We start from the raw sequence: 1257 nt of genomic DNA, 5'->3' as shown, positions 1-1257 counted from the left end.
CATCCGTGCGATGCCGAGCATGGCGTGGTGGACGCCGTCCCCCTTCAAACGGCAGTCGCGGAGGATCTTCCAGGTCTTCATACGGGCGAAGACGTGCTCAACGCGGGCCCGGACCTGCTTGTGAGACTTGTTGTGTTCCTCCTTCCAGTCCGGGAGTTCACTCTGGCCGCGCTTGCGGCGGTGCGGGATGACCAGGCCGGTGCCCGGGTAGCCGCCGTCGGCGATCGTGGTCGTTCCGCTGACGGCGGCCTTGGCGCCGGACTCCTCCCACGCCCTGCAGTCGTTGCGGTTCCCGGCGAGCGGCCGGCCGACCACGACGACCAGGCGGGTGTCGGCGTCGATGACGACCTGGTGGTTGGTGGAGTACCGGTAGTTCTTCGACCGCTCGGCGACGGTGTGATCCCGGGTGGGGACCAGGGTGCCGTCCACGATGAGCACGGTGTCCTTCGCGAACCGCTTGCGGGGCTGGAGCGCGAGCATCGGTCCAAGGTTGTCGATGATCCGATCCGCCGCCGACTTCGAGATCCCGAACAGCGGGGCGAGCTGCCGCATGGTCAGGTTGGTTCGCCAGTAGGCGGTGACCAGGAGGGTCCGGTCTTCCAGCGGAAGGCTCCACGGCCGCCCCTTGCGGGCCGTGTCCGCACCTGAACGACGCAGCACTGTCACCAGCTTCCCGAAGGCGCGCGGGCTCAGCCCGGAGAACGGGGCTATCCAGGACGGCTCCGACGCCGTGATCACACCAGCCACATCGAGATCATCTCGCCCATGCGGCCACTTCCGCTCAGGCCCGTGGTCGAGAATCCTGTCATGAGCGAAGGTGACCGCCACGAGGCATCCACACGTACATTCCTTGCATGCGCAGCCGAAGTGGCTCGCCTGCTGGAACTTGAGGCTGCGGCCGACGTGCCTGAAGACCGACGTGCGCGGCACCTGGCCGGAGCCGCACGAAGGCCACTGCTGGAACGCGCCACTCTGTCTGAGGAGTTCTTCGATCCGCTGATGGCTGCTGCTGTCTACGACCCGGACCCAAGCTTCTGCCGCTGGTTCGTCGAACCGGCGCTCTATGCATTCGGGCGCCGCAGGGTCATGACAGCATTGCTCGGCTATCTCCGCACGGGCACGACCGCAGAGGTAGCCGGTGCCCGGCGGGCCTGGTACTGCGCACATCTGCCACTACGCGCTGACCGGTCACCGGCCTACGCGCCCAGCGGAAGTCGCGATCCGGCCCTGGATGAAGTGGACGACGTGGTGGACCAG

Annotated in this window: 1 protein-coding gene and 1 pseudogene; one reads left to right on the top strand and one right to left on the bottom strand. The window is 67.1% G+C overall.

Features of this window, described 5'->3' with window-relative positions:
- The coding region (locus IE239_RS41415; RefSeq protein WP_190154599.1) for a transposase at positions 1-747 on the bottom strand (747 nt) is incomplete at its 3' end.
- A gap of 60 nt (positions 748-807) precedes the next feature.
- Between IE239_RS41415 and IE239_RS41410 the strand changes: the two are divergent.
- Positions 808-1257, top strand: a pseudogene (locus IE239_RS41410) (hypothetical protein); the annotation flags it as partial.

The sequence above is a fragment of the Streptomyces humidus genome (assembly GCF_014649655.1).
In the GTDB taxonomy this organism is placed as follows: Bacteria; Actinomycetota; Actinomycetes; order Streptomycetales; family Streptomycetaceae; genus Streptomyces; species Streptomyces humidus.
This window is presented reverse-complemented; position numbering and strand designations above follow the sequence as displayed.